This is a genomic window from Massilia sp. DWR3-1-1, from assembly GCF_049898325.1.
Classification (GTDB): Bacteria; Pseudomonadota; Gammaproteobacteria; order Burkholderiales; family Burkholderiaceae_D; genus JAFCUW01.
In genome coordinates this window covers 1-4657 of sequence record NZ_JAFCXL010000053.1, presented here as the reverse complement: position 1 = coordinate 4657, position 4657 = coordinate 1, and the positions used below count along the sequence as shown (strand labels likewise).

3 protein-coding genes are annotated in these 4657 nt (G+C 64.2%); all 3 read right to left on the bottom strand.

Annotated features, from left to right (window positions below):
- Window positions 1–243: 243 nt before the first annotated feature.
- Window positions 244–2592 carry a penicillin acylase family protein gene (locus ACP7EY_RS23745; protein WP_426197721.1) on the bottom strand — a complete coding sequence of 783 codons (2349 nt, stop codon included), beginning with the start codon at window positions 2590–2592 and terminating at the stop codon, window positions 244–246.
- Between the two features lie 154 nt (window positions 2593–2746).
- Entirely contained in the window at window positions 2747–4429 is a 1683-nt protein-coding gene (locus tag ACP7EY_RS23740) for a hypothetical protein (protein WP_426197720.1), read from the bottom strand.
- 45 nt (window positions 4430–4474) lie between these two features.
- On the bottom strand, window positions 4475–4657 hold a 183-nt coding region (locus ACP7EY_RS23735; protein WP_426197719.1), incomplete at its 5' end, for a hypothetical protein.

Here is a 4657-nt window from a genome sequence, read left to right as displayed (position 1 = left end):
AACGCCCACACTTATCGACTGTTAATTGTTAAAGAACTTTATTCGGTACTGAATCTGTGCATTTCGAAGCGTTGTGTTCGTTGCAGCAGAGAGATGAGATTATGCGGCGTTTTGCGTTTCTCGTCAACCTCTTTTTTGTGTCCCCGTTTTTGCAAACGACCCCAAGTTCTTGTTTTTGTTAACCAATTTCTCGGGGAGGCGAACTATAGCAAACTCATCGACGCCCCGCAAGGCCCTTGGGGACTATTCGGTCAGGATGGTCAGTTGGTAGTGCGCATCGCTGCGAATTTGCTGCGGCGTGAACGGCAGCCGCGGCCACTGCTTGGCGGAATAGACTGGCAGTTGGTCCTTGTAATGGGGCGACGCCGGGTCAACTGATTGCCCGTACACCAGCATGCCCATGGCAATCGGCCCGACCTCGTCGAAGCTGACCGTCTGGATATAACTGCTACCCCAGGCGATGTCATGGTAGCCGCGCGCATCGAGACCGCTGCGCAGGTGGATCGAGTTATAGGCGCCGTCGATGTCGCCAATGGCGCCGTGCAGAGGCACGCGTACGCCTGCGCGGGTGTCATCCTGGTAGTCGCCCAGTCGGCTGTCGAGGGCAATGCCCAGCGCCTGCAGCCTGGCCACCGCCGTTCGCAAGGCAGCCAGCATGGCCGGCGCCTCTGCCGGCGCCAGGCCGCGCGGCGTGCGCACAGGATCGGCCGGATCGAGCGGTATCGCCCACAGGCCCGGCGTGGTGCTGGCGCCATTCCAGAATTCGCGGAAGAGCAGCGCGCCGCGGCTGTCCAGATTGGCCCGGCGGTCCCAGGCGGCAAGCGCCTGGCAAGCGGGTGTGAGGGCCGGATCGGCCGCGCCGAAACAGCTGGGCAGGAACTCGGGCAGGATCAACTCCGCCGCGTGCACCCGGTTGGCGAACATCAGCGCTTGCACGTCCTCGATCACGAACGGCCGCCGTTCGGCGATGCGCTCTTCTACCTGCAAGAATCCCACGCGGGTGCGCAGCATTTGCGCAACACCCGTGCGCCCATACAAGGGCGAGAAGCCGTAGGGTGCAGGACCCGTCAGCAAGGCGTGCGGATTGCTCAGCCAATAGCTGTCGTTGGAATTGCCAACGTAATCGCTGCGCATCAGCCAGGGACCGTTGGCCGGCGCGATGATGCCGGGCGGCGCACCACCGTCCTGTCCCAGCGCGCAGCGGCCGCGTGCCCCGTCCAAGGTCAGCAATCCCGGGATCAGCATGCAGTCTGATGCGAACAGGCTGCCATCGACGCGCGGCACCACGCTGGCGTCGGCGTACAAGGTGGCGCCGTGGCGATCGGCAGCGATGGTATTGACCCACGGTAGGCCAGCGATACGGTCCAGCACCGTCTTCAACTGCCCCACATTGGCGGCGGACCCGATCGCGATCCATTGTTCCATCAAACGGGTGTTGTGCCGGTTCGGGTCGGCCAGCACGTAGGCGGTGCCGCGGGTCCATGCCAGGCCGGCGTCGGGCTTGACCAACACCGCGCCGTGGGCGCTGAACCAGAAGGTCTTGTGCTTGCTGACGATGCTGCCATCGGGCTGGCGCACTTCGACGGTGACGCTCCTCGCGTCCATCTTGACGGGCACGCCATCGGCCAGATAGGTGGTGCCCTGCGCATCGCGCGGGTCGAGCTTCAATTGAAAGGTCGTGAAGTGGACGGCCCGGGTGACGGTGTGGGTCCAGGCGAGGTCCTTGTTAAAACCGATCACCACCATGGGCAATCCACCGAGCACCACGCCCATCGCATCGTAGCGGCCGGGGATGGTCAAATGGGCCTGATAAAAGCGATCGGTGCTGGTCCACGGATAGTGCGGATTGCCCAGCAGGATACCGCGTCCGCTGGCCGACAGATCCTTCCCGATGGCCAGGCCATTGCTGCCCAATTTGCTGGCGATCGAGCGCTTCATGCGGGCGGCCAGGAACGCACCGTCCGGGCGACGTTGCGACACGCGCGCCAGCGTGACCATTGCACCCGTCACCCGCGCGGCATCGACAATCTCGCGGGCGAACACTTCACCGCTGGCATGCAGCGCTTTTTCGGCGATCATCAGCATGACGTCATCGACCGTGATGGGCTTGACCCATGGGGCATTCGCGCAGGCGGCCGGATAGCGTCCCGCCGCGTCGTGCAGATAGCGGTTGTAACCAGCCGCGTAGCCATCGAGCAGCTCGCGCACCTCGCTCGAGCCGGCGGCATAGCCGGCGCGCAGTTGCGCCAGGTCGAGGTAACCCTTGAAGAAAAAATCGCTGTCCTCGTTATTGAGCGACAAATAGAAGCTGGCGGCGCCATATTCGCCGTTGGCCGGCGCCGTGGCGAATGCGGCGCCGCCAAAGTAACGCGAGCGCTCGCCGCGTACGGTCAGCAGGCTGTCGGCCAGCATGCACAAATTATCCTGGGCGTAGGCATAGGCCAGACCGCGGCCGATGCCATCGAAGCTGGCCGCCGTGATGTGGGCGATGCCGTGCGTGGTGCGCGCCAGTTCGACGCTGGCGGCCCGCGGCGGCGGGGGCACGTCGATTTTTTCACCGCAGCCCTGCAAGGCGAGCAGCGCGCCTGACATCAGCGCAAGCGCGCAAGTACGACAGCATGCCGGCATGGTTTCCCCCGTTTATGATTGTTGAGGCCGGCAGTGATGATGGCCGCACGGGGCGCTCGCGTGTTGCGCGTAATCAAATGGCAGAACAGGGGCCGCAGTGTGGCTGGCAGCGCGACTTTTACAAGGCCGCTTGCCTTTGTGCAGTCGACTTCTTCTGACGCCGTCGCCACAGTGCGCCGCCGCCGAACAGGCCGGCCATGCCGATCGCGGCCACCGGCAGAGGCACCAGCGACGGCGCCGCCCCCGGCCTGGTGGCGCTGTCGCGCAGCGCAACGGGGAAGGGGCGCGGCGCCACCGGTACGATCTGCCACTGGTCCTGGTCAGCCGGCACCCGCGACATATAGTCGTCGAACGAAAAGGCAGGCGCGGCGCCAGCCACCCGGCTCGACGGCAGTTGGGGAATCTTCACCAGGATGATGGCGTCGACATCCTCCTTGAGCTGCTGTTCGTACGGTGATAGCGAGCGCGCCGGCGCTGGCATCGCACCGACCAGCTGCAGCAGATCGAGGCCCAGCGCGTCGAAGGACACCGCCGGCAGCAGGCGCGTGGTTTCTTCCGTCAGATAGTCATAAATACCGCGGCCCTTGGTCAGGCTGCCCTGCTTCGCCGCCACGTACGCATAGGCGCCGAGCGCCTTGAGGCGATCGGTGGGGCCACGCTGCGGCACGTTCCAGCCCAGCGCACGAAACACGTCGATGCTCAGTCCCGCGCAGTTGTTGTCGGCCGCGCCATAGAGCAGGTCGTGGCGATAAAAATGGTTCAATGTCCGCTGCACCCCGCCCTGGTAGGCGATCGCGGTACGCTCCTTGTTCAGCACCGCCACCAGCATGTACGACGGCCGATAATACTGTTGGCCGCTATTCAAATCCATCAGGTAGTTATCCATCGGCAGCGTGGCGGCGATGATGCCCTTCTCGCTGACCGAATCGAGATTATAAAAATTATTCGCGGCCCAGTCGGCCCATTCACCGCGCGCGCCGAAGCGGCCGGTGGCAACGGCAAAGTGACCGCCGATCGATTCGTCGTCATCGCCCTGGGCGCCATTGAGCATCAGGCCCAGCACCGGTTTGCCGGCCAGTGCGCGTCCGGCGCCGGGGGCGCGCTCCCACACCAGGCGACTGGCCAGATTGCCGTCGCTCGCCAGCGCTCTATCGCGCACAAACGCGGCCAGGTCGGCGCTGCTCGTGAGTGGCTGCAGTGGCAGGCGGGCGCCGTCGATGGCGTAATCGGCTGGCCAGATGGTGCGCGCGACGAACTGAACCTTGCCATTTTTTTCAGCCGAGGCGCCCCGGATGCGCACGGGGCGCCTGGCAAAATACGCCATCGTCGCGGCATTCGCATACGAACGGTTGGTCGCCAGTTGCGGCGCCAGCGCGAAGGCGATGGGCGCGCCGCCGTGCGGGGTCACCGTGCCGGCGGCGTGATCGATGCGCGCGCTGGCCATGATCATCGGCGAGCCCAGCCAGCTGACCGTCGGATATAGCAAGCTCTGCGCTGGCGTCGTCGCCGCCCATGCGGTGATATCGGCGCGGCGATCGAGGCCAGGGCTGACGCCGGCCACCTGCTGCGGCGAAGTGGGGGCGGCGATGACCTCGTCCCGAAAATACCAGAGCGACTGGGGCGAACTGGCGCAATCGGCGCACTTGCCGGTGGTCAGTTTGAGCTGGCCGGCGTCGAGCAGGCCGATGCGCTCGTTGTCGAGTGCGCTCTTCACGCCAGGCGGCAGCGCTTGCGCTTGCGCTTGCGCGGCGGCGTACACCAGCAGAGCGCTGACAAGGGGGATCGCACGAAACGGTGTCATAGGAAGCGTCTTTCTGAAGAGAAAGCGAGATAGTTGCCTGCTTTCTCAAGGGACGTCTTGATTTGCAGCATTGCTTTGACGCAGCTTATCATTTTGTGGCGGCGCGACAGCAAAAGCGCCAGACGTAAAAAAACCCCGCACATCGCTGTACGGGGTTTTCTCACTATAACTAGCCTGACGATAACCTACTTTCACACTGGTTGCAGCACTATCATCGGCGTAATATCG